Origin of the sequence: Sutcliffiella cohnii (genome assembly GCF_002250055.1) — a bacterium.
GTDB classification, from domain to species: domain Bacteria; phylum Bacillota; class Bacilli; order Bacillales; family Bacillaceae_I; genus Sutcliffiella; species Sutcliffiella cohnii.
The window spans coordinates 174,784-201,383 of sequence record NZ_CP018866.1 but is presented as its reverse complement, the minus strand read 5'-3'; the positions used below and the strand labels follow the sequence as shown (position 1 = coordinate 201,383).

Sequence of the window (26,600 nt, the reverse complement as noted above, 5' to 3'; positions counted from 1 at the left end):
TTACAACCAAAAAAATAATTGTTGACGAATGGCTGAGATGGAATTATATTAAATGATATACATGAAATTGATAATCATTTTCAATTACGAAACAATTTAGAGGAGGTTAGTTATGATTCGTCTTTTCACGGATGAGCTAACCATTGGCTATGGCGAGCAGTTAATTGTTAAGGATCTTACTATTGAGATTCCCGACAAAAAAATTACAACAATTATTGGTCCAAATGGCTGTGGGAAATCTACTTTACTAAAAGCAATTACTAGAATTATTTCCTATCAATCCGGTTCTGTTATTTTGGACGGAGAAAATATTTTAAAAGAAAATACGAAAGAACTAGCGAAAAAGATGGCAATATTACCGCAAACCCCAGAAAGCACTAGTGGTTTAACGGTTGGAGAGCTAGTTTCATACGGTCGATTCCCTTATCAAAAAGGTTTCGGACGTTTAACCAAACGAGATTATGAAGTAATCGATTGGGCTCTTGAAGTAACTGGTACAACTGATTTTAAATATCGAACAGTAGATGCGTTATCAGGTGGACAACGTCAACGAGTTTGGATTGCGATGGCGTTAGCACAAGAAACAGAAATAATTTTTCTCGACGAACCTACTACCTATTTAGATATGGCTCACCAACTCGAAGTACTGGAGTTGCTTCAACAGTTAAATAAAGAGCAGTCTCGAACAATCGTTATGGTTTTACATGATTTAAATCAAGCAGCACGTTTCGCTGATTACATTGTTGCTTTAAAAAATGGCTCGATCGTTAAGGCAGGCACGTGTGAAGAAGTAATCACTAGTGAGGTTTTACGAGAAGTATTTCATATTGATGCTCTTATTAGTAACGACCCAAGAACAAATAAACCAATCTGCATGACTTACAACTTATTAAAGGGAGAATTGAACAATGAAGAAAATCATATTTCCAATCATTCTAATCTTAGTGTTATTTATTAGTGCTTGCAGCAGCAACTCTTCTACTACTTCTAGTAACGAAGAAAAAGATACTACCGAATCGAACGAAACAATCGTGTTCGAATCAGAAAACGGTCCAATTGAAGTACCCGCTAATCCACAACGCGTCGTAGTATTATCATCCTTTAACGCAGGTAGTGTTATGGCACTAGATGTAAACATCGTTGGCGTTGATACTTGGGCAAAAATGAATCCTAACTACGAGCCGTATTTAAAAAATGCAGAAGAAGTTACAGATGAAAGCTTAGAAAAAATACTTGAGTTAGAACCAGATTTAATTATTGCTGCTCCTTCTAACAAAAACTTAGACAAACTTGGTGATATTGCTCCAACTGTTACATTTACATATGGAGCAGTTGATTACTTAACTCAACATATTGAAATTGGGAAATTACTAAACAAAGAAAAAGAAGCAACAGAATGGGTAGAAGATTTTAAAAAGCGTGCACATGAAGCTGGTGAAGAAGTAAAAGCTCATATCGGTGAAGATGTGACAGTATCTGTTATCGAAAGCTTTAACAAACAGCTTTACGTTTTTGGAGATAATTGGGGGCGTGGTACGGAAATTTTATACCAAGAAATGAAGTTAGCAATGCCGGAGAAAGTTCAAGAAATGGCACTAAAAGACGGTTATTATGCTTTGTCCCTTGAAGTTCTTCCTGAATATGCTGGAGATTATATTATCTTGAGTTCCGACGGTGTTGATATTTCGTTCCAAGAAACAGAAACATATAAAAATATTCCAGCAGTAAAAAATGACCATGTATTTACTGCAAATGCTTCACAATTTTACTTTAACGATCCAATTACATTAGATTTCCAATTAGAATTCTTTAAAAACAGCTTTCTTGGAAACTAATAAATATTAGTAGGGTGCGCAAAGGTGTCATTACCGATGGGACACCCTTTCTTTTTTGTAATAATACTTTAATTCATAAGAAAAGATGAGGATAAAATGAATAAAGAAAAGCTACCTATCATTTCTTTTACATTTAAATTAGTCATTGGCTGCTTACTTTTAATGCTCGTGTTTATACTAGCGATTCGTTTTGGAGCAGCAGAGGTGACTTTAAAAGACATTTGGTTAGCGATTACAACAAATGCTACCGGTGAAAAGTTATCTATTTTACGAGAAATTCGTTTACCTCGAGCTGTTGCTGCAATCTTTGTTGGTGCAGCCTTAGCCGTTGCTGGTGCAATCATGCAAGGATTAACGAAAAATGCATTAGCTGATCCTGGTTTACTAGGTTTAACCGCCGGTGCCAACTTAGCGTTAGCGGTAACGATGGTTGCAATCCCAGGTGCTAATTACTTTACGATTATGATTGCCTGTTTCATTGGAGCAGCAGTTGGAACTTTTATGGTCCTCAGTATTGGGGCAATACGAAAAGGAGGCTTTTCTCCTTTTCGCATAGTTTTAGCTGGTGCTGCCGTAACTGCCTTTTTATCTGCTATTGCGGAAGGAATTGGGATTTACTTTAAAATATCAAAAGAAGTTTCGATGTGGACTTCTGGTGGGCTTATCGGGACTACTTGGGGACAGCTGCAAATGATCATTCCATTTATTTTAGTAGGAATATGTTCTGCCATTCTCTTATCTAAACAGTTAACTATTTTAAGTTTAAGTGAAGAGGTGGCTGTTGGATTAGGTCAGAAAACAACACAAGTAAAAATTGTATTATTTATTACGATTGTAATTTTAGCTGGTGCTGCTGTAGCACTAGTTGGTAATATCGCGTTTATTGGTTTAATGATTCCACATATCGTTCGCTCTTTTGTTGGTAGTGATTACCGATTTATTATTCCGATGAGCGTATTTATTGGAGGAAGTTTCATGTTGTTAGCGGATTTAGTAGGGCGCACGATTAGCGCTCCTTACGAAACACCTGTAGTAGCAATAGTCGCCATTATCGGGCTTCCTTTCTTCTTATTCGTTGTCCGTAAAGGAGGTAAAGCCTTTTTATGATCCATCCTATCCTTTTGAAAAAACAACGAACAATTATTCTATTATTAGTTTTGTTCATTATTATTACGATGTTCGTTAATTTAGGGCTTGGTTATTCCTCCCTCTCCTATGACAGGCTACTGCCTACACTGTTTGGTCAAGGTACTTTTAAAGAAGAGTTTATTCTATTTTCTATTCGGCTTCCGAGAATGATTGTTGTCCTTTTGGCAGGAATGGCGCTTGCTTTATCAGGAGCTATTTTACAAGGTATCACTCGTAATGATTTAGCGGACCCTGGTATTATTGGAATAAATGCTGGAGCTGGGATTGGTGTTGCTTGTTTTTATTTGTTTTTCCCGATACAAAGCGGTTATTTTGTATATTTACTTCCTATTATCGCTTTTGGTTCTGCTCTGCTCACATCATTTGCTATTTATGCTTTTTCCTATAGTCGAACGGACGGGTTCCAACCAATTCGATTAGTTCTAACAGGTGTTGGTTTTTCATTGGCACTTTCGGGTGTCATGATTTTACTATTCTCTTCCTTCGATCCATTTCAAGTAGATTTTATCGCTAGATGGCTTGCCGGTAACATTTGGGGAGATGATTGGCCATTCATTTGGGCGCTTCTTCCGTGGTTAGTCGTCCTAATACCATTTACGCTATATAAAGCGAGTCGGTTAAACATTTTAAATCTAGGAGATTCGGTCGCCATAGGGGTTGGTATCGCAATCCAAAAAGAACGAATAGTTCTATTATTAGCTGCAGTAGCTCTTGCGGCGTCAGCAGTATCTGTTACAGGAGGAATTGCGTTTATCGGTCTGATGGCTCCACATATTGCAAAAGCATTAGTTGGACCAAGACATCAATTATTCATTCCGATTGCAATTTTATTAGGTGGGTTTCTATTACTTCTTGCCGATGTAATAGGTCGAAATATTATAGAACCTGAAGGAATTCCTACTGGTATTATGGTTGCGTTAATTGGGGCTCCATACTTTATGTATTTGTTGATGAAAAAAGCGTAAATAAGGGTAAGTAAAAAAGGTCAGTTTAAAAACTGACCTTTTTCTTCTAACTATTCATATTTTATTTGAAACATAACGTCCTTATGAAATAAACACACTTAAAATAAGAGCAACACTTAAACCTACAAGTCCGATAATCGTTTCCATTACTGTCCATGACTTTAATGTATCTTTTACATCTAAGCCGAAGTATCTACCTACAAGCCAGAAACCTGAATCATTTACGTGTGAAAGTACAGTTGCTCCAGAAGCAATTGCAATAACAATTAAGCCAAGAACTGGTCCTTCTAACCCCATTATTTGAATTAATGGTGAAATTAAACCTGCTGCTGTTACCATCGAAACGGTTGCAGAACCTTGTGCAACGCGGACTGCCGCAGCAATTAAAAATGCTAGTAAGATTGGTGGTAATGCAGAGCCAGCCATCATATTACCAATAACATCACCAACACCTGAATCAATTAAGATTTGTTTGAAAACACCACCAGCACCTGTTACAAGTATAATAATACCAGCTGGCTCTAATCCTTTATTAGCAATATCTTGTACTTCCTGACGAGATAAACCACGCTTTGTTCCTAAAAACACAAACGTGAGAATTGTAGCAAAAGTTAATGCAACAAATGGATGACCTAAGAAAGTAAAGATTTGTCTTGCCATATTACCTTCTTCTAATAACACACCTGAAACTGTATTAAGTAGTATTAAAACTAATGGCGTTAAAATAATTGCCGTGATTAATTTAAAACTCGGAAGATCACGATTATCTTCTACTTCTTCTATATTCATATATTCCGGTACAACGACGTGAAGTCGTTTGGAAATATAACGGGCAAATAATGGCCCTGCAATAATCATCGAAGGAATCCCTGCTAGTACACCGAATAAGATAACCCAACCTAATTCCGCTCCTACTAAATCAGCAACCGCAATCGGTCCTGGTGTTGGTGGAATAAAGGAATGCGTAACAGCTAATCCAGCTAGCAACGGAATTCCATAATACAATAACGATTTACCTGTTTTCTTCGCTAATCCGTAAACAATTGGAACAAGAATAATAAAACCAACATCAAAAAAGACTGGAATCGCTACCAGAAAACCTGTGAAACCTAACGACCATTGTGCTTTATCTTCTCCAAAACGATTGATCATCGTTTTCGCTAGTCTATCCGCTCCTCCAGAAACTTCTAGCATTTGTCCAAACATTGCACCAAGACCGACAACGACGGCAACGAATCCGAGAGTTCCGCCCATCCCACGTTCCATCGATTTAATTACTTCATCTAGAGGCATCCCTGCTAGAATTCCAACAATTAAACTTACTAGTAATAAAGCAACAAATGCATGTAGTTTTGTACGCATTACTAAAAATAATAGTAAGAAAATCCCTGCTAACGCTATAAGTAGTAATAAATGATCTGCCATAATGTACTCATTTCCTTCCTATTCATTGAGGCTTACTTCTTTTCAACCGCATGGCCGCCAAATTCATTTCGAAGTGCAGCAACGACTTTCCCAGTAAATGTATCATCTTCTTGAGAACGGTAACGCATCAATAATGCTAGTGTAATAACTGGAGCTGCCATTTCTAAATCTAGTGCCGTCTCGACAGTCCATTTCCCTTCTCCCGAAGAGTGCATAACCCCTTTAATATCATCCAGTTTACTGTCTTTTGAAAAGGCATTTTCCGTTAACTCCATTAACCATGAACGAATAACAGAACCGTTGTTCCATACTTTTGCAACTTTTTCATAATCATAGTTAAAAGAACTTTTTTCTAAAATGTCAAAGCCTTCCGCTATTGATTGCATCATGCCATATTCTATTCCGTTATGAACCATTTTTAAGAAATGGCCACTCCCTACTTCACCTGTATATAAATAACCATTTTCAACTGTTAGATCTTTAAATAATGGCTCAATCTCCTTGAAAACCTTTTCATTTCCACCTACCATTACACATGCTCCTTGACGTGCACCATCTACTCCACCGCTCGTACCACAATCAAAGAAGTAAATCCCTTTTTCTTCACAACGCTTACTTCTCGCAATAGAGTCTTTATAATGAGCATTTCCGCCATCAATAATGCGGTCTCCCTCTTCTAAGTGAGCCAAAATGGATGTGAATACTGATTCTGTTATATCACCTGCTGGCACCATCATCCAAACAGTTCTTGGTTTTTCTAAAGATTGTACGAGTTGCTCAATCGTAGCCGTCGTTTTTCCACCGTCTATCGATAGTTTTTCCATTGCTTCTACATTTACATCATTTGCAACTACATCATATTTTTTATCTAATAGATTAAGAGATAACTGATATCCCATTTTTCCTAATCCAACAATACCAATTTGCATATATATATCATTCCCTATCGAAAAAATTTTCTTATTAAGTTCATTATACGAAAAAATATTTTTTTCGCAAGCGTTTTCAAAAAAATATTTTTTCTCGACCTGTTTTCTTGTATAATATAAAGAAAGCCTTATCAGAGGAGTCGTTATGAAAAAACAACAACAATCCGTTCTTATGAATGTCCGGACAAACTATCCAAGATTTAGTGTAACGGAGCGAAAGATTGCAGATTATATATTAAAAAATCCGAATAAAATTATTCATTCTTCTATTAATCAATTAGCGGAAGATTTAGATGTGGCAGATTCTACTGTATTTCGTTTTTGTAAACGAATTGGCTATAAAGGGTATCAGGCAATGAAAATCGCACTAGCTTCAGAAGTAGTTTCCCCGATAAAAGATATTCATGAAAATGTCGATGAAGGAGATAGCTTTGATACGATTGCGTCGAAGGTTTTTCGAGCAAACATTGAAACGTTGGAGGATACGTTACAAATTGTAGATGAAGAACAGTTGCAGCTTGCTGTTGATACGATCGTTTCTTCTAAATCCGTTCACGTCTTTGGCAGTGGCGGATCGAGTATTATCGCTTTAGATGCCTATCATAAGCTAGTTCGAACAGGGGTAAACGTTCACACCGTAACAGACACTCATTTTCAACTAATGGCAGCATCTCAATTAACAGAGCAAGATTGTGCTGTCCTTATTTCACATTCAGGTTCTTCGAAAGACATTCTTCATATTTTAAATGTTGTGAAGAAAAATAATGTAAAAACGATCGCTATTACGAATTTTGCAAAATCCACTTTGAGTGCAGCCGTACATGTACCTTTATATACTAGCTCGAAAGAAACAGATTTTCGTTCAGAAGCATTATCGTCGAGAATTGCACAGTTAACGTTAATTGATGTCCTTTACGTTAATATTCTTTTGAAAAAGGGCGAGGAAGGACAAGCAGCACTAAAAAAAATGCGCGAAGCAATTTTAGTTAAAAGAATATAATTTTTTCCACGAACAAAAGCATGAGTCCGATGTTATCGAACTCATGCTTATCTTTTTCCATATTATAAGCTGTTATATTATTATTCTAATCCTGCTGTCCATTCCGCAACGATATCTTCATTTGCTTCTACCCATTCAGCTGCCGCATCACTTGGGTCTTTTCCGTTTTGAATTTCTAGCATTACTTTTTCCATTTCTTCTGTTTCCCAGAAGAAATTATCTAACACTTTGTACGCTGCTTCTAAATCTTCTTCTAGGCCTTCACGAACCATAGTTTTAATGACTTCTTCGCCACCAAATGTTCCTTCTGGATCATCTAAATATTTTAAGTCATACGCACCGAACTTCCAATGTGGAGACCAACCGGTTACAATAATATCTTCTTCTTTTTCATACGCTTGGCTTAAAGCTGTAACCATTGCACCACTTGAAGAAGTTTGAACTCTCCAATCGCTAAGATTGCTGTAATCTTCTAATGTTTGCTGTGCAGCTTGAACAACGCCAGCTCCAGGTTCAATCGCAGTAATGGATTGGTTTGCTTCACTTGATAGGTCTGCAATAGAATCAACGTCCATATATGATGGAACAACTAAACCAATTTTTGCTCCTTCTAAGTTAGCTCCTAAGTCAACCATTTTATCGCCATACTCAGCGAATTGAGCAGCATGTGTTGCTGGTAACCAAGCTGCTACCATTGCATCCGCTTCTCCGTTTGCAACTGCTTCCCACATAACAGCATTATCTAGTGGTCTTAATCTAACATCATACCCTAGGTCTTCTAATACTTTTCCAACAACATGCGTAGAGGCAATTTCCGTATCCCATTCTACATATGCTAACTCAATTCTTTCACCTTTTCCAATCGTGTCTTCCGATCCACTTGTATCAGAAGAACAACCTGCTGCAAAAACAGCTAATGAAAGTGCCGCTGCACCTAACATCTTTTTCCATTTCGTTTTAAACATTTCGTAATCTCCCCTTCTATTATTATTTATGGAAACTTTTCACGTTGAAAAGATATACCAGTTTAATCATTTTTCTTATTTAAGTTTTGTGTGATTCGATCAATAATGATTGCCAGGATAACAATTCCGATTCCTGCAACAAATCCAGGTCCTACTTGCGCACGCTGTAAGGAAGAAAGAACAGCATTTCCTAATCCAGGCGCACCAATCATCGAGGCAATAACAACCATCGATAGTGCCAGCATAACTGTTTGGTTAATTCCTGCCATAATGGTAGCCTTTGCAACGGGTAGCTCCACTTTCATTAACTTTTGAAAGCCAGTACTTCCGAAAGCATCGGCTGCCTCTACTAATTCTTTCGGCACTTGGCGTATACCTAAATTCGTAAATCGTACAGTTGGCGGTGTCGCAAATATTAAAGATGCAAATACACCTGGAACCATTCCGATTCCAAAAAAGGCAACTGCAGGTATTAAATAAACGAATGCTGGCATTGTTTGCATAAAATCTAGTATAGGAGAAAAGATTGCATTTGCCGTTTTACTTTTCGACATTAAAATCCCAATTGGAACTCCTATAATAATGGATAGAATACTTGCAATTAGTACTAACGTTACCGTGTTCATTAAGTCGTTCCAATGACCTTGGTTATAAATAAGCCATAGTCCTAAAATTGTGAAAGCCGGTAATCCTAACTTTTTCTTTGATGCAAAAAATGCAATGACCGCTATAACGATGATGACGATAATAGGCGGAATCGGCATTAGCACATCTTCTGCTAGAAATTCCATGAAATTACCGAAATGTACTTTAATAGGGTTAAAGATAAATGCAAACACGTTCGTAATCCAATCAACAAAAGCTTTTATTCCTTCTGCAATTGGTATTTTTGGAATAAAATCTAATATACTATTCATTGTCCACATTCACCTCACCGTCTCCAGCAAGAGCAGCAATAACTGATCCTCTTACAACAATTCCTACTAATTTCTCATTTTCTAAAACAGCTACTGGAACTGGTGAATCATGAATAATCGAGAAGATATCATTCAATGTTTTATCCTTTTCCACTGTTGGTATGTCTGTTTTAATAATGGAGGTGATGTCTGACACGTCTTTTTTTCTTGCCTCCGACGCATCTTCAGCCGTTATGTAACCTTTTAAATTCCGTTTACTATCAGTCACAAAAATAATCGATATTCCTGACTCTCGCATTCGTTCTAACGCAACGCGCGGTCCATGCTTTTCTATGTTGATTGTTTCAGGACGCTTCATAATGTGCTGTGCTGTTAACACTTTTGAGCGGTCTACGTCTTCCACAAATTTTTCAACATACTCATTCGCCGGGTTCATAAGAATTTCTTCCGGTGTACCAATTTGTACGATAGACCCGTCCTTCATGAGCGCTATTCTGTCGCCTAATCGTAATGCTTCATCTAAATCATGAGTAATAAAAATGATTGTTTTTTGCATAGTAGATTGTAAATCAAGGAGTTCGTCTTGCATTTCTTTTCGAATAAGTGGATCTAATGCGGAAAATGCTTCATCCATCAACAATACCTTCGGGTCATTCGCTAATGCTCTAGCTAGCCCCACTCTTTGCTGCATACCACCTGATAGTTGCCCGGGTTTTTGATGAATATAATTACCAAGGCCGACGAGCTTTAATGCCTCTGTTGCCTTTTCTTTTCGTTCCTCTTTTGGAACATCTTGTACTTCTAAGCCATACTCGGCATTTTGCAAAATCGTACGATGGGGAAACAGACCAAACTGTTGAAAGACCATACTTAATTTTTCTCTGCGCACTTGACGAAGCGCTTTTTTATCCATTTTGGATAAGTTTTCTCCATCAATTAAAATCGTTCCAGAAGTTGGTTCAATTAATCTATTAAGTAATCTTACTAGTGTAGATTTTCCACTACCGGAAAGACCCATAATGACGAAAATCTCACCAGCCTCTACTGAAAAAGATGCTTGATTTACTCCGACGGTACAACCAGTTTCTTTTAAAATTTGTTCTTTTGTGTACCCTTGTTCTAAAAGCTTGATCGCTTGTTTCGTATTTTTTCCAAATACTTTTGTTAATTGACTAATTTCAATCGTTGGCATACCTTCACCTCTATCCTTCTAACAGCACGTATAACTTGTTACTAAGCGTAAACGAATCGAAGTTTACTTACTTAGGTAATTATCACTATATAACCTTAACCCTTTTTTCACCTTTGACACAAACGTGAAATTTTCGAATAATCTTACATATTTTGAGATGAATCACTTTGAGCTAAAATGAGAAGTGACATTCGTTCATTTCCTCTCAAATGCTACCAGATGCTAAACATTGCTTGAGTTAATCTACTGAAAATTGCGATATTTCAGGGGGTTATTTTACATTTTTGTAAACGTATGTACGTGATAACAATTAGTTCTTTTCTCACCGAAAAAACCAAGTACTTTTATTCGTACTTGGCTTAATAACATATATTCTTAATCCATTATTTTTACAACCATTTTTCTTCTTGCATAAAAGAAATAACTAAATTGAATAGCATGATAAATACTCGCTATTATAAAAAAATTAACTAACAGGTTTGGATTCTCCATAATTCCACCTATATCAGTTGCTAAAATCATGATGTATAAGTACGCAATTGTTGCACCGAGTATAGTTGGTAAAAAGAATAAGAATGATAGTTCCTGTGAAATTACCTTTTTCACTTCTTTTACTGTAATTCCAACTTTATACAACTTTTTGTACTTCACTTTTTCCTTTTCAATGTCAGAGAACAAATGTAAATATAGGAGAATAAACGTTCCGAAGAAGAAAATAACACTTAAGAAAATCGTCACAAAAAACATAATACCATTCGTATGCTTTTCCCTGTTATAATCAAACACTTTAGCTGATAGTTGTAGCAAATCTTCTTCTAACGTATATATAGTACGGAAATCCTCGATAGGTGGTGTGGATGCGTTTTTGATACTTAACGTATTTTCTAATTCCTTGGCCGCATCTATTGTATTTTTCCAATTGTTCAAGTTGATTAATTGAAGATTGGCAGAATATGTTTCCAAGTTATTCTTTAAAAAATGGTAGTCTGATTCATTGACGACAATTATGTCGTTAACATAGCTCAAATAATTTATCTGCCTTTCAACCTTAGTATCCTTTAAATGATACGTAAGCTGGTTGTTTCCAATCTGAAATGTTAATCCTTGATCATAGTCGCTATTACTATATGCATACTCTGGGACACTATTTATATAGTAAAAATACTCACCGTCTTGTAGTTTTCCCTGACTAGACGTTAACGTGTTAAATTCCTCAAGAGACATGAATGTGTAAATATAATGCACACCTTCCCAATACGGGTGCTCTTGAAAATAGTTGAAAATTGGTATGTCCAAATGTTGTGTAATTCGGTGCTCCTCTTGATCCAAAATGGTATAAAGATCATGGACCGAAATATTGTTTTTCGTCTCTGTTTGAATATAGGCGATATCAAACGGACTATGTTCCTTCACTTGTTTTTCTACAGAAGTATAAAAGAACAATAGTAACGTACTATAAAAAATCGTCACCATTACCATCACCGTGATGAGCATTAATAGAGATGTTAATTGTTTAAATTTATAATCTAAACTAGTTAACACTAATAATCTTCGATAGAAATACGACTTATTTCTTTTCGCTATATCGATATAAAAGCTAAAAAACTGATTAAGACACATATACAATCCTGCTAATAATATAATGGTCCAAAGAAGCAATAAACCACCTGCATCCCCTGCTGTTGCATAAGTGAAATAGAGTAATAAAATGGAACCGACAACTACCATTAACCCTATCCCACCTAATAGAGGACTTTTCATTTTAATCGTCTCTGCCACTTTATCACTCTTTAAACTATCCATTAAGTTAAAGTATAAAATTTGGATGAGCGATTTCCCAACTGAAAAAAGAAAGACGAGCATAAAAGCACAAATAGAGTACAAGAACATATTACTATTTATATGAAAGGATACTCCTTGAATGCCAACGCTGTTCATTAGTAAAAGGAAGAACAGCTTAGAAAAAACAGCTCCTCCAACAATTCCAGAAAAAATGGAAACAAAACCAATTACACCGTTTTCAACTAATAGTAGTTTACTAATATCCCGATTAGACATTCCTAGTGTGATAAAAAGACCAAACTCTTTTCTTCTACTTTTCATAAAAACAGTATGCGCATTGCTTATGAAAAATACAGTGAAAACAACAAGTGCAACAGCAGGAATGATTAACGCATCTTGAATGCTTTCTAGTTCCTTTACAGCGACAACTTGGTCGTTAAAATAAACAGTCGAAAACATAAAAAAGAACAAAACTGCAAAGCTATTACATAAGTAATAAAAAATATACTTTCTACTATTCACCTTTGCCATTTTCCAAACGAGCTGACTAAATGTCATACGATTTCCCTCCTAAAACAGCAAGGTTATCTATAATCTGATTCAAAAACTCCTTCCTACTTCCTTTTTTAATAATATAAGAATGAATGAGCCCATCTTTTATAAAAACAACTTTTCGACAGTAGCTTGCTGCAAATACATCATGTGTGACGACAAGAACTGTTGTCATAAGCTCATCAACGATTTTCTCAAAACATTCCATAATGGTAGAGGACGATTTTGAGTCTAAATTTCCAGTTGGCTCATCGGCAAAAATAATATTCGGGTCGTTTGCTAATGCGCGGCTAACAGCAGTACGTTGCTGTTGCCCTCCTGAAATGTTGTAAGGATATTTATGTAAGATGTCTTTAATTCCAAATAGATTGGTGACACTTTGAACTTTTTCTTCCATTTCTTCTATCGTTTTCTTTTCTAGTGCCATCGGTAACATAATATTTTCTTTCACCGTTAAGCTATCTAATAAGTTGAATTCTTGGAACACAAAGCCTAATTGCTTTCGGCGGAACAACGCTAATTCATCTCCTGACATTTCGCTTAGTTCTCTACCAGCAATTACTATCTCCCCAGAAGATGGTTTATCTATCCCACTGAACATATTTAATAGCGTTGTTTTCCCACTACCAGAAGGACCCATTATGGCAATAAACTCACCCTTTTGAACCGAAAGGCTTATACCACCTAAAGCAGTTGTTGCTCCTTCCCCACTAGATTCGCCATATACTTTTACTATATTGTTAGCTTCTAAAATAACCATCCGTTTCCTCCTTATACCAAAACACTTTGCTTTCTTACTAACTATCGTATAAAACATAGAGGCTTCCAACCATCGGAAATGCTAAAAAAACCTTACAGTTTTGTAAGGTAATTTTGCATTTAAAGGGGAACGTTCAAGATCTTTCTCTAATCTTTCTCTTCGCCTTTTCCTGTCATCCATTGAACGGTTACCGTTGTCCCTACTGAAACTCTTGACTGAACCGTAATCGTATGGCCTAACTTATCCGCAATCCTTTTACATAAATAAAGGCCAATTCCTGTTGAGTTCGGATACTTCCTACCGTTTTCGCCTGTAAAAAATGGCTGGAATACTCGCTCTACGTCATATGGAGGCATACCGACTCCTTCATCTTTTACGGATAGCGTTGTATACGTTTCGCCTTGTTCAACCTTAAAAAGAAGTTTTTTATTGCCACTTTTAAAGCTCGAATATTTAATTGCATTGGAAACTACTTGCTCTAATAATACTTCATTCCATTTAGAGTCTGTAACGATTAAAGCTGACTCACCATCAAATTCAATAGTCGGAAAGATGGATTGGTAAATACACTCGCGTTTTCGTTCGTTCATTATTTTTCTTAAAACGTGTAACAAATCAACTGACTTTACTTCTAAATCATTCTCAACGTTCTCCATGCGGATCATCGTTAAGCCTTGCTCGATAGAAGAATGTAGTCGTTTATTTTCTCGTTGTATTTTTTCTAGTAGCCTATCAGAATCTTTTTCCTCTTTATTCAAAATAAGCTCTATAACTGAGACAGGCGTTTTCAAATGATGCATCCAATGAGATAAAAAGTAAACTCTTTCTTTATTTTTTTCATTCATCTCATAGTACTTACTCTTATGTTCACGATTCACCTTTTGGAGCAACAGTTGAAATGCTTTTTGTTCTTCTGTATGAGCAATCATCTCAGCAAAATCATCGTTTAACATTCGACTAACAGCACTGTTCGTTTCATAGTATCGAAGCCAATCTATTATGAGATAAATAGTTAGTAAGAACCCCCCTACAACTAGCGGGTAAAAGTACTCGGTATTCGCTGGCTCAGTAAGGTGAAAATAGACGATAATAGCAGACATATTTAGCCCATAAAAGACGATGAGCAACAATCTATCTTTCAAAAAATTTACGAGTAACCTTTTAGTCATTGTTCATCCCCACAGAATATTGAAGCATATACCCTAGCCCTCTTTTCGTTTTAATCACCTGTCCTACCCCTATCTCCACAAGCTTTTGCTTAATTCTCGTTATATTAACAGTTAGTGTATTATCATCAACAAACGTAAAGGAATCCCACACTTCCTCCATTAACTGTTCTCTCGTTACGTAAGCATTGTTATTTTCCATCAACTTTCTTAACAGCTTATATTCATTTTTGCTAAGTTCCTTGCTCTTTTCTCCGTACGTTATTGTTAAAGTTTGCGAGTCTATATAAAGTTCACCTATAGAAGTGTTCTGATTTTCTTTGACTGCATATTCCCCGTACACTCTTCGGACCGTTGCTTTAATTTTTGAATGTAATATATCAAACGTAAACGGCTTCGTAATATAATCATCTGCCCCAAGTTCAATTGCCATTATTTGATCCATTTCCTGACTTCGCGCAGAAATAATAATGATTGGGACATTAGATTTTTGGCGGAAGCTTCTACATAAATAATAGCCGTCATAGTAAGGAAGGTTTATGTCGAGTAACACTAAATCTGGTCGAAAGTCCACAAATTCTTCTACTACATTTGCGAAACTTTTTGGTTGCGCTACTACATACCCGTACCGCTCGAGATTTTCTTGAATGATTTCACTTAACTGGGGATCATCTTCAATCAGCATTATTTTATGCATCGTAACTCTCCTTTTAATGGTAGCTTTCCTTATCATACCATTTCCTTCTATATAAAGTAGGAGAATTTGAAAGAGAATAATTTCTGCCCTTTTTAACTACACGCCAGTCCACAAGAGCATCTATTTTTTCCTAAGAGTAACGAATACGCTGCTGGAAATTCTCGATTGACTCGTTGTACTTCCATCGCAAACTGTTGATTGTTTTCAGGAACACCTGACAGTGAGTCTGCCTTTTCTTGACTATCAACGCTAGCCCCAGGTGGAACAAATGAGTTCGGTCTAAGCTCGACCCCATCCGTAATGACCGCTCCAGAAGAAATAAAACTATCTCGACCGACTTTTGCATTAAATACGACCGATCCAAATCCAACAAACACATTATCTTCTATTAAGCATGGTCCGTGAACAAGCGAACCGTGCGCACACGTTACTCCCTTTCCTATATAAATGGAATACCGTTTGTTATTTCTTGTGACATATTCATGTTCAAGGCCATGTAAAATGACCCCATCCTGCAAATTGCTGTTACTCCCAATATGAAAAGGAGTTCCTTCATCCGCTCTTAACGAAACGAATGGCCCAACAAAAACATTATGTCCGACTCGCACATCGCCCACGATATATGTAAACGGACTTAAGTACGCAGTAGTAGCAATAGTAGGTATGCGGGAATAAGGATTAAACGTTGTAACCGGGTTTGGCCCGATAAACGTTAAATGGTTTCTGTTTCTCCACATCGACAGTCACCCCCTAAACTAGTGTTACTATCCTATGCTGCTCTATTTGTTATTTTGCCTGGCCTATCCTTTAGGTGAAAAGAAAAAGAGCTCTATGCCCTTTAAGCAAAAGAACTCTTTCCCCGCATTTATTCAGTTAAAAAAGAAACGACAATTTGTACAATTTCCGAGCGTGACCCAATGCGGATTGGCGGTCCCCAAAATCCATAACCTGATGATACGATAGAATGAAGCTGCTCTAGTTGGAGATAGCCCCAATCATTTTCATATATTTTTCCGGTAATTAAGTTTCCAGGGAACACTTGTCCATAATGTGTATGACCAGAAAGCATGAGATCTATCCCCTGCTCTTGTGCCACATCTAAATCGTACGGCTGATGATCGACAAGTATGAGCGGTTTGCTCTTATCTAAATTTGCTGTTAACACGGCCAACTCTTCTCTGTTTCTATCAGTACGGTCTTTTCGACCGATTATATAAAAGTGGTCATCTATTAAGATGAAATCATCATATAGAACCGTCACATTTCCTTCTTCGATTACATCAATTAATTTTTCAATCGGTCCATTATGCTTATCGTGATTTCCTAGCGAAGCGTAAACACCGTAAGGCGCATTAATTTGCGCAAGTACTTCCGCAATGTTTTTATCCACAAACGGATCAATATCATCATCTACAATATCGCCTGGAAAAATAACGACGTCTGGTTGAAGTGCATTTATTTGTTCCACCATTTTTTTAGCATGATTTTTTCCAGAAAGAACGCCAAAATGCATATCTGATGCCATGACAATATTAAGACTCTCCATCTCAACTTCTTTCTCCACTGTCACGTCGTATTGATTCACAGTAGGTGTGTATGCATTATAAACTCCGAAGGATATGACAAATATAACAACACTGAACACAATTACTCTTGCCCATCTATCAATATGAATTCTCGGTATTTTCGTAAAGCCGAGTAGCCAAACAGTAAGATGGAGTACCGGTAACAAAATAACCATTAAGTAGAAAAGCGCCATCCAAAAGGAGCCGATAATATGAAGGATCGTATTATCGAAAAATCTCCCAACTATGAAGGAAGTGGAAACAACCGTCAGTGTAATAATGTACAATAGTTTAAACTTCCAGGAAACACTCCTTCTTCCTCTAACTAGCATCAATCCCCATACGCTTCTTCCAATGTAATATACAAGCGCTGCATATACTACAAGAAAAAACAGTCCGAAAAATATCATCATTTAACTTCACCCGTTCACTTCAAATTTCCTCTTTTTACTATATACGATGGGGATTTGTGAAGCAAAGAATACACTTCACTCCATAATAAAAAGTCTGCTCTTATTTTTTAGGGCAGACTTTTTTCATCGTCTAACGGGGTAAGCTTATAAATGGGTCGCAACCATTAGTCTTGGTAATTAGATAAATCTTGCTGTACGGAATGAAGAGCATCAATTGCTTGTTGAATCTTGTTTTTGTTCTCTGGTTTTTCGGCAGAGTTAAGAGCCTGTTGTAATGTTCCTACCGTATTTTGAACACTTGACATACTTTGATTCACATAGTCTTGCGCATTTGGCATTATGTACGCCTCCTTTCTGGGAAATTCAATATAGTTTTTGCAGAAAAGTGGAGAAATATTATTTTCGATTGGAATGAATAGCGGTGCGGGTTGTGCCGCTGCTATTTTATAGGGGTTTTAGATACAGTGGCGGGGTTGATTGATGCAGTTGGAGAAATTATTGACGCACTTGGCCGGTTTTTTGACGCTGCTGGAAAATTTATTGACACACTTGGCGATTTTTTTGACGCAGCCGAAAAATTTTGACGCTGCTACAATGTCTCTCTGTATACTATACTCCCCACTAAAGTTGATGTAGCAAATATTACTTCATCAAGTTCGTCCTCGACTTAACATTAAAACAAACTAAAAAGGACAAATTTTCCTAATTAACATTTCTAATATAGCTTTTAAAAAAGTTAATAATAAGGGAGATGCTAAAAATGTTGACGCCTCACATTTTTTCCTATAGCTCAATCAAACGTTTGATTGAAAATTGCTATATTAACAAACTTCTTAGACCTTTTTAAAAAAGAAAGAATGGATTAATTCTCCATTCCTTCTTACCGCTATATTATATCTTCTCTGCCGTATGTATTTGTCTTGTACTAGCAACTTTATTTACAATCCGGTTCCACAAAGGTTTATTTATGTATATTACGAGAAAAAGGCCAACAATGTAACCGAAAATTTTAAATTTCCCTTTTGTTGTTTCTGCTTCTTTCATCGTTACGCCCTTTTCAACATAATCTTGACCAGCTAAAAAGGCAGAAACGTTATACTCCATTTCGGAAGTAAGTGGTTCACCGTTTCGTTTTTCAAAAACGTTATAATAATATATTTGAGGATCGTTATTTATCGAAAATTGCTTATAATAATAACCGATTGTACCGAAGACATATCCTGACACTAAAAAGATAGCAAATGCAATTATTATTTGTTTCTTCCATTTTAAAAGAAAATCATAAATAGCACTATTAGAAAACTTCTTATAACTTTCCTTCGCGATTGCAGTAGCACGTCTTCTTACGAGTAATAATAACGAAAGGACAAAACCAAAGACACCAAATGTTACCTGCGTTTTAAACAAGCGCTCTTCGTATATTTGAACAAAATACGCGCCTACACTACGACTGCCCGAATGGTACATTTGTGCAATAACGGTCACATCTCTTATACTAGCATCCTTTCCTTCCGTTCTATGCATTAATGCTTCTTTAATTACAATAGCTTGCAAATGTTCTTGAGCGGCATATTTAGATTGATATTCTATGTATCCAATTACGAAAAGTGTTCCTATAAGTACAAACAGGCCGGTAATTCCAACAACGATAACTAGTTTTCTAGTAAAACTAGAAAATTGATCGATTGACTTTTCTTTTCCTGATGATTCTTCTAACGTTGCTTCTTTTGATTTTATTAAAATAATAATAGCTAATCCTACAATTGTTGTTATTCCACCAATAATAAACCAAATTAGTGGATGTCGATTTTTTTTAATAGCTATATAAGCCGTTATAAGTCCAAATACAACAACAGCTAGCAACTCAATACCCATATCATCCCTCTTTCTGTTTCTATCTTTTTTCTTGCTTTTCCGACATTATTCGCCAGTTACCACCATATATTTTACTATTATATTAGACTAAAGTCCTAAAAGCGACAACCATTAACATCAGTTACATACAAAAAATGCCTAGTACATTTAAAGCACCAGGCATTCCCCTTATAAAAGAAAAATATTTCCCTCTTCACATTCTTTTATTATTTCGTCATTCCATACTGAAACTTGCACTTCTCCGATATGCGCTTTTTGTAACAAGATCATGCACAGTCTTGATTGGCCAATTCCTCCCCCTATTGTGTAAGGAAGTTCTCGGTTTAAAACGGCTTGATGGTATTCTAATCCTAATCGGTCCTCACAGTTAGATTCCTTGATTTGTCGTACTAAAGCTTTATCGTCGACGCGGATACCCATTGACGAAAGTTCGACTGCTCGTTCTAGCGTGGGATACCAAACAATAATATCACCGTTTAACTTCCAGTCATCGTAATCTGGAGAACGACCGTCATGCTTTTCTCCTGAACGCAATTTTCCACCTATCCCCATAATAAATACGGCCCCGTATACTTTCGCAATTGCATCTTCTCTTTCCTTCGGTGTGAGTGATGGGTACATTAATTCTAATTCTTGAGATGTAATAAAATGGATCTCTTTCGGTAATACCGGTTGAAGTGTTGGATATAATTCTTGAATATGTTGCTCCGTTGCCACTAAGGCATTATATATGTTTCGTACTTCCCCTTTTAATGTTTCTGGAGTACGTTGATGTTTGGCTATTACTTTTTCCCAGTCCCACTGGTCGACATACATGGAATGAAGGTTGTCGAGTTCTTCATCCCGCCGGATGGCGTTCATATCTGTATAAAGTCCCGTCCCTACAATAAAGCCATATTTTTTTAAGGCAGTTCTTTTCCATTTAGCGAGAGATTGAACAATTTCTATCTTTCCTGTGTTTACATCTAACGCTTGAAAAGAAACAACCCGCTCCACACCGTTTAAATTATCATTCAGCCCCGTTCCTTCTTTTAAAAACAAAGGGGCGGACACACGAACTAACTGTAATTCCTCTGCTAACTTCTTTTCAAAATAGTCCTTCACACGTTTTATTGCAATTTCGGTTTCCATTAAATTTAGTTTAGATTTGTACGCGGAAGGGATAATCATCGTTTTGGACACACTATTCACCTCGTCAGTTTTTTGAAAATGGATAATGTAATTTATGGTTAAAGCACCTAAATCGTTCTAAATTTGGGCAGTGGATAGCTTTGAATTAAATAAAAAAAAGCCAAGGAGTTAGCTCCAAGGCCTAATTAATATAATGGAATTTTAATTGGTTCTTCTAATTGAATAGTAGTATTCGCTCCACTAGCCTTTATATATACCGTTTCCACATTGTCCTCAAATACAGTGATTTGAAATTGTCCGTAGGCATCTGGATCATTTGAACCCCTATGATAATCAGGGTATGGAAAAACAGTAAAACCAAATTCATTATCAAAAAACCAATAATAATTACGTATACTTAAATTGTCATCTTCTTTCCCAAAAATATTCACATCATAAATGTTTGCCAGTTCTCCTTCTACCTTCCTCACTAGCACAATCTCAAAATGTGTTCCATCAAAACTATATTGTATCGATTCGTTTTCTATTTCGGAAAGCGGGATAGGAATAACGACATCTATTTCTTCAAAATATTGAACTTCATACAAACTTAAATACAAGCGCTCCTTGTCATCAAGAGGCTTTACTTGCTTCTCTTCGTTAGATGTTAATAAGTATGGAAGGAAAAGTTGCTCATTTGAACCTTGGTTAAAACCGTACCATTCTAGTTCATGATTATCATTACCTGACCCTCTACCGAAATGACGAGGGGATGAATAAGCAAAAGAAATTGGATGTGGTATAACTTTTTCACCGAGCTCATTTTCTAAGTTATAGTTTACTCGGACATCTGTTTCTATTACATCTTCCGATACATCCATTTTATATCGCAAGCTACTTCCTACCGAACCAGTCACCCATTCATCCAAGGAAATAAGGATATTGTCCTTGACCGTTACTGATTTTTCTAAGGCAACTGTATCTACTTTTTTCACACCTTCCTTATAATTGATTGGTACTTCTAACTCCCATGGTCCAAAGTAATTTCCAATTCGCGTAGTAAAGAAGAATAGATCAAAAACATCAGGAATGTCACCATCCATTTCTTTTAAATCTAAAAAGAAAGAGCCTTCTGTACCATCAAAATTTTTATTAAAAATTGTAATGTTGCGAATGGGTATAATCTTATCCTCTGTTTTTATAGTAAAGGTATTATGTCCAGCATATGATCTTATATCGAATAACGGCTTTCCTATTTGCTCAGAGAGCGGATGTTCATTTGGATACATAAAATCCCTTTCACTTTCAACTTGAAAATCAACACGCATCATAATTGGTGTCACTTCAACATTTGTTACCTCAAATGCAATATTGCTCACTTCTGTAACATAAGTACCTTCTGGCCAAACGTTATAAAATTCCCCATATTTCATGTAATTGTTGGCGAGTTCTGTCCAATGCTCTATTTTTGGCATGTTCCATATCGTAATACCGAAAATGGCTACGATACTTGCAGCGGCAATAATTTGGTAAAGGAAAGATTTCTTTTTAGTAGGTGGTTGTTGTTTATGTAATAAGGGAGTTAGTATGGATGTTTCTAACGGTACTGGTTGAAAATATAATTGTACTTTCTGTAAAACGTCTGTTGTTAACGCTAACTTAGTACGGCAAGAAGGACAAAACTCCAAATGATCTCGAGCTGAAGTAGCCGTTTCTTCAGGTAGCATTTCTTGTGAGTAACGGACTAGCTGTTCTATTTGTATGCAATCACTCCCCATCCCTTCGGACGAACGTAATTCTCCTATTAACTCTAACTGGAACGAAATAATCCGATTCTGTATATCTTCTATTGAACTATTTAGTAGACTACTAATAGATGCGATTGGAATAGAGAAAATATAATGTAAAATAACAGTTTGCTGGGAAAATGGTCCGAGTGCTTTAAAGGTTGAGTTTATTAATTCATCTTTTAAGTTAGGATGGTTTCTAAAAGAAAAGGAACCTTCTCTAAACATGTATGCTACAGCATTACTGACAAACCAATAATCAAAGGACGCATCTTTCTTCGGAAAGCTCGTAAGCTCGTTTTCCATATATAGAAAAGTATCTATAACTAACTTTTCGGCTTCTTCCCTATCCTTTTTCAATAAAGAGGCAACAAAAAACAAACTCTCTTCATATTGTTGGATTACATTTTCTAACTCATTAATTCCTGTCGTCATAAATGAACTCCTTACATCCTCTTTTTCAGAATTATAACATAATTATTAACCTAATTCTTCCAATCGAGTAGGAGGCGCCTCGCGGCGCCGACCTCTCACACCACCGTACGTACCGTCCGGTATACGGCGGTTCGAAAGTTTATAAAATTACTTTTGAAAGAGACTTCAAACCCTGATTACGCCAGTAATCATTATTCAATGCTCTATCCAGGATTGGTGAGTTAGACATTCTCCAATATCCTTTCCTGGTGTTAGCGTTCTTCAATGCTTTTTCTTTTGATATACCTAATTTCATTAGGTTTCTGTACTTAGTACGTACCTTCTTCCATTCCTTCCATCGGCAAGCTCTTAGTCTTCGACGTATATGTGCATCAAGGTCTGATGCATATCTCTTCAAATCTCCAACTTTAAAGTAATTACCCCATCCTTGAATGAGTTGGTTCAATTTCAGAATTCTATACTTCATACTTACTCCCCAATTACGGTTAGTTAATTTCTTGAGCTTTTCTTCGAAACGACTCTTTGTTTTCTTTGGCACGTATACTCTAGTCTTCCTTCCAATCTTGTAGAAGCTCACTCCTAAGAACATACGTGCATTCGGCTTTCCCACGGCACTCTTCTCAGCGTTCACCTTTAGTTTTAGTTTCTTTTCTATGAATTCTGTGATTCCTGTCTTCACTCGTTCTCCAGCCTTTAGGCTTTTCACGTAGATATTACTATCATCTGCATATCTGACAAACCTATGGCCTCTCTTTTCTAACTCCTTATCAAGCTCATTTAAGATGATGTTGCTAAGTAATGGGCTGAGTGGTCCACCTTGTGGTGTACCTTCTCTATTTACCGTTACTACACCATTCTCCATAATTCCAGCTTGTAGGTATCTTCTTATTAACTTAAGAGTAGGTTTATCTGAAATTGACTTGGTGACTAGGGACATCAACTTATCATGTTGTACTCGGTCAAAGAATTTCTCTAAATCAATATCTACAACGAAGTTGTATCCTTCCTCTATATATTGCCTTGCTTGTTCTATAGCCTGGTGCGCACTTTTATTTGGCCTAAAACCATAACTATATTGGCTAAACTGAGGTTCAAATATCGGAGTTAGTATTTGGACCATCGCCTGTTGGATGACTCTATCAGTCACAGTTGGAATTCCTAGGTTTCGAAGCCCACCGTTTGATTTAGGTATTTGAACTCTTCTTACTGGCTGAGGTTTGTACTTACCTTGTTTAATAAGTAGGATAATTTCTGCACCATTTTCCTTTAAGTGAAGGCGAGTAGCTTCAATATCTTTCGCATCGACTCCTGCTGCTCCTTTATTTCTTCTGACCTTTTCGAAGGCTTGGTTTAGATTATCCTTTTCTAATATCATCTCTATCAGTGTTTTAGTAAATTTCATATTGTTCCTATGTCATCAAGGTTGTACAAGAGTAACTCCACACTACAAAAGATGCTTCTGCTTTCCGAGCATTCTGCTCTTTTCATAGTCTTTATGTTGGCTATGTCATTGTTATCTTGTAAATGGCTCTAACATAGTCGCTCCTTTCGTTCCGTCCTTCCCAACCATTCGGTTGGTACTATGACTTCTGCTGACTTCTCTTAGTTCAGCTACTTATCGCTAAGTAGGTTCTCTAGCGAGGTACTAAGAGATCTCCCAGGGTAAGTTCATCCACTTTCCCCTCATATATCTGCCACATTTATTCCTGTTCTATCTGGGGATATTTCGGACTTTGTTTTGTTTAGCAAACTCATCCTAGAACAGAGAACCTCGAATGTGGTTCGTGTACCTCAGACCGAGGGTTTGCCTAGGGCTTCCTTCAGATTCCGCGTCGCCACGGACACCCTTGCCTTCGACTAATGGTTCGCATATCCCAACGCCCATAACGGACTTTCACCGTCGAGTTGATGAACATGCCTGGCACACTAAAAAAAGCATAGGGTATACTTTCCCCCTATGCTCGTCCTACTTTACTATTTCTTTCACTCTACCAACAATTCCACCCTCTAGCATTACTTTTATACCGTGTGGGTGCGATGGTGATTTCGTTAAAAGTTTGCTCACAATACCTTCCGTTAACTCTCCTGTACGTTGGTGATGTTTTTGTACAACTTTAACACGGGTGCCTATTTGGATATTACTTCGAATCGTTCCTGACATTCATTTCCCTACTTTCATGAAAAGTGCAAAAAAAGAGTTCAGCATGTAACACTGAACTCATTATAAACTTCTTAACGATTATTTGCGAAACAGGTCGAGTAGTCGAGTCCAAAATCCTTTCTTCTCTTCCTCTACAACCGCAACCGTTTCTTTCTCTTCTTTCTTTATTTTTTCAGTTTTAATGACAAATTGAACGGTGTTGATATTCGTGTTATCGGCTGAAACGAATGAAACGGCCTCAAAGTCTGATTTATCAAAGTCTGCCAACATTTTATCAATTTCTTCTCGCATTTGCTCTGGCATATCGTTGGTCGCTTCAAACAATTTTCTTGTTCCGTCTTTTAGTTCACCTACACCTTCTTCAAGCTCTCCAGTACCATTTGCAACACCGACAATTCCCGAATGTATTTGTTTGTAAGAGCTTGCTAGTTGGGAAACCCCATTTGTGTAGCTTACTAAACCTTTATGGAACTCCTCATAGCTCGCTGCGAACGTAGCCATTCCTTGTTCTAATTGCGTAATATAATCAACAGCATCCATATTTTCGAGCGCCTTTTCTAGTTCACTAGATAATGCCGTTAAACCGTTACTCCACTCCCGTAAATTGTTACGAAGTTCTTTAAGTGTTGCTTCATTTTCATTAAACCTCTCTCTAACAGTACGGTAGTTTTCCACAGCGGCTAAACTAGCCCTATACGTCTCTACTAATCGGTCTACTACTTCTTTATTTGCGCCACTTTCATATAAGCTTTGAATGTCTTCTTCCGATATCGAATAGGTTGGAATGCTATTCATCACACCATCTAATTCGGTAAGGGCAGCTGAATAATTTTTAGCTAAGCTATCTAATACATCCGCAATGCCGTTTAGTGATTGTGCAACTTGCTTTAAGGAGCCTGGCACGTCTTCTAAATCGCTTACGTCCCAATCACCTAAATCTATCTCTCCTAAACCATTACTGATCGAGCTACTAATGTCCGCTAACGTTTTATTAATTTCAGCAGAGCCATTAACGAGCTGTGAAGATGCTCCACTAATTTCGTTTACGCCATTTTGATATTGAGCAGAGCCATCGCGTAAAGACTTCACACCTTTATTTAAATCGGAAACACCGGAATGTAAACTCGATACACCGTTATGAATGTCCTCAATTGCTTCGGAAAGTGTTTGAATATCATCTGTTAACCCATCTACTTCTACATCGAAAGCCATTGAATATGGAACAGCCGATATTTCAATACTTTCCATTTCAAAATCTACTACATCAGCTTCCACCACAAAATTGCCTTCTTGTTCCGGTAGTCCAGTAAACGTAACTTGTTTATTCTTTCCTGCGTTTGCAATCATTCCGTCAGGGGCTTGTATATCACTAAAAATGTCCGGAGATAGAACGAGCGAGATTTGTAAAATATAATTCTCATAAAAAGCAAGGTCTACTCCGTCATTCGCCGTTGTAGAAATATCGATTTTTATTCGCCCCTCCGTACCAAGGAGTTCAGATGGTTGCTTTTCTTCTCCATCTAGGAAGTAAGAAATAGTAACATCCCAAGGAAGTTCATTTGTATTATCCATATTCCCTTGATAATAGAACTTCCCCTTTGGCGCTTCAAGAACAATTGCATCGTCTTCTTGGATGATCTCGGATAAATCTGTTAAGTTTTTTATACTATTGTAGTTGCCGTAATCTGTTATCGTTCCTGGTCTCAACACTTCTAAAATATTTACTACATATATTTCGTTTAATTTACCATTCGCGTTTAACGTTGCGTAAATTACTTCATCTTTGGAAGCGACTGCTCCGTTTTCATTTTCTGCTTTAACACTTTTTGTCGAACGACTTTCAGAAGCCGCTTCTACTAGAAATGAAGGCAAGAACAACATGATTACCAATATACTGAATAACAATCGTTTACGTCTCAT

23 protein-coding genes are annotated in these 26,600 nt (G+C 36.8%); 5 read left to right on the top strand and 18 right to left on the bottom strand.

The genetic code is table 11. The features are described 5' to 3' along the window. Positions 1–112 precede the first annotated feature (112 nt). The 4 genes from BC6307_RS00870 (at position 113) to BC6307_RS00855 (ending at position 3,949) form a co-directional block, all read left to right on the top strand. Positions 113–958, top strand: a complete 846-nt coding sequence (locus BC6307_RS00870) for an ABC transporter ATP-binding protein (RefSeq protein WP_066418800.1) — start codon at positions 113–115, stop codon at positions 956–958. Continuing rightward, positions 909–1,835, top strand: coding sequence for an iron-hydroxamate ABC transporter substrate-binding protein (locus BC6307_RS00865; protein ID WP_066418801.1), 927 nt, complete (start codon positions 909–911; stop codon positions 1,833–1,835). The genes BC6307_RS00870 and BC6307_RS00865 overlap by 50 nt, the downstream gene beginning before the upstream one ends. A gap of 96 nt (positions 1,836–1,931) precedes the next feature. Then, positions 1,932–2,942 (top strand): FecCD family ABC transporter permease, encoded by a 1,011-nt coding sequence (locus BC6307_RS00860; protein WP_066418802.1) that lies wholly within the window; start codon positions 1,932–1,934, stop codon positions 2,940–2,942. Further along, positions 2,939–3,949: a FecCD family ABC transporter permease gene (locus tag BC6307_RS00855; protein WP_066418805.1), complete on the top strand. Its 1,011-nt coding sequence runs from the start codon at positions 2,939–2,941 to the stop codon at positions 3,947–3,949. The genes BC6307_RS00860 and BC6307_RS00855 overlap by 4 nt, the downstream gene beginning before the upstream one ends. An 81-nt stretch (positions 3,950–4,030) precedes the next feature. Here BC6307_RS00855 and BC6307_RS00850 read toward each other — a convergent pair whose 3' ends face one another. Beyond that, complete coding sequence (locus BC6307_RS00850) at positions 4,031–5,374, bottom strand: GntP family permease (RefSeq protein WP_066418809.1); 1,344 nt, start codon at positions 5,372–5,374, stop codon at positions 4,031–4,033. Positions 5,375–5,406: 32 nt separating this feature from the next. After that, positions 5,407–6,303 (bottom strand): phosphogluconate dehydrogenase (NAD(+)-dependent, decarboxylating), encoded by an 897-nt coding sequence (gene gnd / locus BC6307_RS00845; RefSeq protein WP_066418811.1) that lies wholly within the window; start codon positions 6,301–6,303, stop codon positions 5,407–5,409. A 145-nt stretch (positions 6,304–6,448) separates the two neighbouring features. On the opposite strand from gnd, the gene BC6307_RS00840 reads away from it, so the two are divergent. Next, positions 6,449–7,303: a MurR/RpiR family transcriptional regulator gene (locus BC6307_RS00840; RefSeq protein WP_066418816.1), complete on the top strand. Its 855-nt coding sequence runs from the start codon at positions 6,449–6,451 to the stop codon at positions 7,301–7,303. Between the two features lie 80 nt (positions 7,304–7,383). Here the strand turns inward: BC6307_RS00840 and BC6307_RS00835 are convergent, their stop codons facing one another. The 16 genes from BC6307_RS00835 to BC6307_RS00765 form a co-directional block, all read right to left on the bottom strand. Then, complete coding sequence (locus BC6307_RS00835) at positions 7,384–8,268, bottom strand: glycine betaine ABC transporter substrate-binding protein (RefSeq protein WP_066418817.1); 885 nt, start codon at positions 8,266–8,268, stop codon at positions 7,384–7,386. A gap of 62 nt (positions 8,269–8,330) precedes the next feature. After that, positions 8,331–9,185 (bottom strand): ABC transporter permease, encoded by an 855-nt coding sequence (locus BC6307_RS00830; protein ID WP_066418819.1) that lies wholly within the window; start codon positions 9,183–9,185, stop codon positions 8,331–8,333. Further along, positions 9,178–10,377 carry a quaternary amine ABC transporter ATP-binding protein gene (locus tag BC6307_RS00825; RefSeq protein ID WP_066418822.1) on the bottom strand — a complete coding sequence of 400 codons (1,200 nt, stop codon included), beginning with the start codon at positions 10,375–10,377 and terminating at the stop codon, positions 9,178–9,180. The genes BC6307_RS00830 and BC6307_RS00825 overlap by 8 nt, the downstream gene beginning before the upstream one ends. A 375-nt stretch (positions 10,378–10,752) precedes the next feature. Then, positions 10,753–12,717, bottom strand: coding sequence for an FtsX-like permease family protein (locus BC6307_RS00820; protein ID WP_066418825.1), 1,965 nt, complete (start codon positions 12,715–12,717; stop codon positions 10,753–10,755). Further along, entirely contained in the window at positions 12,707–13,471 is a 765-nt protein-coding gene (locus tag BC6307_RS00815) for an ABC transporter ATP-binding protein (protein ID WP_066418827.1), read from the bottom strand. The genes BC6307_RS00820 and BC6307_RS00815 overlap by 11 nt, the downstream gene beginning before the upstream one ends. Before the next feature lie 146 nt (positions 13,472–13,617). Then, positions 13,618–14,640: a sensor histidine kinase gene (locus tag BC6307_RS00810; protein WP_066418829.1), complete on the bottom strand. Its 1,023-nt coding sequence runs from the start codon at positions 14,638–14,640 to the stop codon at positions 13,618–13,620. Further along, complete coding sequence (locus tag BC6307_RS00805) at positions 14,633–15,334, bottom strand: response regulator transcription factor (RefSeq protein ID WP_066418833.1); 702 nt, start codon at positions 15,332–15,334, stop codon at positions 14,633–14,635. Before BC6307_RS00805 ends, BC6307_RS00810 begins: the two co-directional genes overlap by 8 nt. Positions 15,335–15,426: 92 nt before the next feature. Further along, positions 15,427–16,071 (bottom strand): LbetaH domain-containing protein, encoded by a 645-nt coding sequence (locus BC6307_RS00800; RefSeq protein ID WP_066418835.1) that lies wholly within the window; start codon positions 16,069–16,071, stop codon positions 15,427–15,429. 128 nt (positions 16,072–16,199) lie between these two features. Beyond that, complete coding sequence (locus tag BC6307_RS00795; RefSeq protein ID WP_066418838.1) at positions 16,200–17,312, bottom strand: metallophosphoesterase; 1,113 nt, start codon at positions 17,310–17,312, stop codon at positions 16,200–16,202. Positions 17,313–17,476: 164 nt separating this feature from the next. Then, the gene (locus BC6307_RS24970) at positions 17,477–17,650 is read right to left on the bottom strand and encodes a hypothetical protein (RefSeq protein WP_169714863.1); all 174 of its coding nucleotides are present in this window, start codon (positions 17,648–17,650) and stop codon (positions 17,477–17,479) included. A 553-nt stretch (positions 17,651–18,203) separates the two neighbouring features. Beyond that, a complete protein-coding gene (locus BC6307_RS00790) occupies positions 18,204–19,187 on the bottom strand; it encodes a hypothetical protein (RefSeq protein ID WP_066418840.1) in 984 nt (327 codons plus the stop codon). A 168-nt stretch (positions 19,188–19,355) separates the two neighbouring features. After that, positions 19,356–20,357 (bottom strand): aspartate--ammonia ligase, encoded by a 1,002-nt coding sequence (gene asnA / locus BC6307_RS00785; protein WP_066418844.1) that lies wholly within the window; start codon positions 20,355–20,357, stop codon positions 19,356–19,358. A 146-nt stretch (positions 20,358–20,503) separates the two neighbouring features. Further along, on the bottom strand, positions 20,504–22,519 hold the full coding sequence (locus BC6307_RS00780; RefSeq protein ID WP_066418842.1) for a hypothetical protein: 2,016 nt from the start codon (positions 22,517–22,519) through the stop codon (positions 20,504–20,506). A gap of 139 nt (positions 22,520–22,658) precedes the next feature. Next, on the bottom strand, positions 22,659–23,921 hold the full coding sequence (ltrA, locus tag BC6307_RS00775) for a group II intron reverse transcriptase/maturase (RefSeq protein WP_066422027.1): 1,263 nt from the start codon (positions 23,919–23,921) through the stop codon (positions 22,659–22,661). A 564-nt stretch (positions 23,922–24,485) separates the two neighbouring features. Then, positions 24,486–24,680, bottom strand: coding sequence for a YwbE family protein (locus BC6307_RS00770; RefSeq protein WP_066416289.1), 195 nt, complete (start codon positions 24,678–24,680; stop codon positions 24,486–24,488). 78 nt (positions 24,681–24,758) lie between these two features. Continuing rightward, positions 24,759–26,600, bottom strand: coding sequence for a YhgE/Pip domain-containing protein (locus BC6307_RS00765; protein ID WP_235858126.1), 1,842 nt, complete (start codon positions 26,598–26,600; stop codon positions 24,759–24,761).

Coding starts and splice junctions, on each gene's coding strand:
- asnA (WP_066418844.1), bottom strand. CDS start 20,357: ATGATTATCCCTTCCGCGTACAAATCTAAACTAAATTTAATGGAAACC.
- BC6307_RS00770 (WP_066416289.1), bottom strand. CDS start 24,680: ATGTCAGGAACGATTCGAAGTAATATCCAAATAGGCACCCGTGTTAAA.
- BC6307_RS00855 (WP_066418805.1), top strand. CDS start 2,939: ATGATCCATCCTATCCTTTTGAAAAAACAACGAACAATTATTCTATTA.
- BC6307_RS00865 (WP_066418801.1), top strand. CDS start 909: ATGAAGAAAATCATATTTCCAATCATTCTAATCTTAGTGTTATTTATT.
- BC6307_RS00835 (WP_066418817.1), bottom strand. CDS start 8,268: ATGTTTAAAACGAAATGGAAAAAGATGTTAGGTGCAGCGGCACTTTCA.
- BC6307_RS00780 (WP_066418842.1), bottom strand. CDS start 22,519: ATGACGACAGGAATTAATGAGTTAGAAAATGTAATCCAACAATATGAA.
- BC6307_RS24970 (WP_169714863.1), bottom strand. CDS start 17,650: ATGCCAAATGCGCAAGACTATGTGAATCAAAGTATGTCAAGTGTTCAA.
- gnd (WP_066418811.1), bottom strand. CDS start 6,303: ATGCAAATTGGTATTGTTGGATTAGGAAAAATGGGATATCAGTTATCT.
- BC6307_RS00830 (WP_066418819.1), bottom strand. CDS start 9,185: ATGAATAGTATATTAGATTTTATTCCAAAAATACCAATTGCAGAAGGA.
- BC6307_RS00795 (WP_066418838.1), bottom strand. CDS start 17,312: ATGATGATATTTTTCGGACTGTTTTTTCTTGTAGTATATGCAGCGCTT.
- BC6307_RS00820 (WP_066418825.1), bottom strand. CDS start 12,717: ATGACATTTAGTCAGCTCGTTTGGAAAATGGCAAAGGTGAATAGTAGA.
- BC6307_RS00765 (WP_235858126.1), bottom strand. CDS start 26,600: ATGAGACGTAAACGATTGTTATTCAGTATATTGGTAATCATGTTGTTC.
- BC6307_RS00860 (WP_066418802.1), top strand. CDS start 1,932: ATGAATAAAGAAAAGCTACCTATCATTTCTTTTACATTTAAATTAGTC.
- BC6307_RS00810 (WP_066418829.1), bottom strand. CDS start 14,640: ATGACTAAAAGGTTACTCGTAAATTTTTTGAAAGATAGATTGTTGCTC.
- BC6307_RS00790 (WP_066418840.1), bottom strand. CDS start 19,187: ATGGGTATTGAGTTGCTAGCTGTTGTTGTATTTGGACTTATAACGGCT.
- BC6307_RS00840 (WP_066418816.1), top strand. CDS start 6,449: ATGAAAAAACAACAACAATCCGTTCTTATGAATGTCCGGACAAACTAT.
- BC6307_RS00870 (WP_066418800.1), top strand. CDS start 113: ATGATTCGTCTTTTCACGGATGAGCTAACCATTGGCTATGGCGAGCAG.
- BC6307_RS00800 (WP_066418835.1), bottom strand. CDS start 16,071: ATGTGGAGAAACAGAAACCATTTAACGTTTATCGGGCCAAACCCGGTT.
- BC6307_RS00815 (WP_066418827.1), bottom strand. CDS start 13,471: ATGGTTATTTTAGAAGCTAACAATATAGTAAAAGTATATGGCGAATCT.
- BC6307_RS00850 (WP_066418809.1), bottom strand. CDS start 5,374: ATGGCAGATCATTTATTACTACTTATAGCGTTAGCAGGGATTTTCTTA.
- BC6307_RS00825 (WP_066418822.1), bottom strand. CDS start 10,377: ATGCCAACGATTGAAATTAGTCAATTAACAAAAGTATTTGGAAAAAAT.
- ltrA (WP_066422027.1), bottom strand. CDS start 23,921: ATGAAATTTACTAAAACACTGATAGAGATGATATTAGAAAAGGATAAT.
- BC6307_RS00805 (WP_066418833.1), bottom strand. CDS start 15,334: ATGCATAAAATAATGCTGATTGAAGATGATCCCCAGTTAAGTGAAATC.